1 protein-coding gene is annotated in these 246 nt (G+C 63.8%); it reads left to right on the top strand.

Going from position 1 to position 246, the window contains the following annotated elements:
- A partial coding sequence (locus SB753_RS40220) for an ATP-binding cassette domain-containing protein (protein WP_410805569.1) occupies nucleotides 1-246 on the top strand: 246 nt, incomplete at both ends.

Here is a 246-nt window from a genome sequence, read left to right as displayed (position 1 = left end):
CAATCTTTCGGGTGGCCAGGCGCAACGTGTAGCACTGGCGCGCGCACTCGTGCGTGATCCCGCGCTGCTACTGCTCGACGAACCATTCGCCGCACTCGACGCGTTGACCCGGATCAAGATGCACGGGCTCGTCAAGGAACTCGTTGCACGTCATCAGCCGGGTGTGCTGATCGTCACGCATGACGTCGACGAAGCGCTCACGCTCGCCGACCGGATTCTTGTTATGCGCGCGGGACGCATCGCGGC

This window comes from Paraburkholderia sp. SIMBA_053, from assembly GCF_046534895.1.
GTDB lineage: Bacteria > Pseudomonadota > Gammaproteobacteria > Burkholderiales > Burkholderiaceae > Paraburkholderia > Paraburkholderia caledonica.
This window is presented reverse-complemented; position numbering and strand designations above follow the sequence as displayed.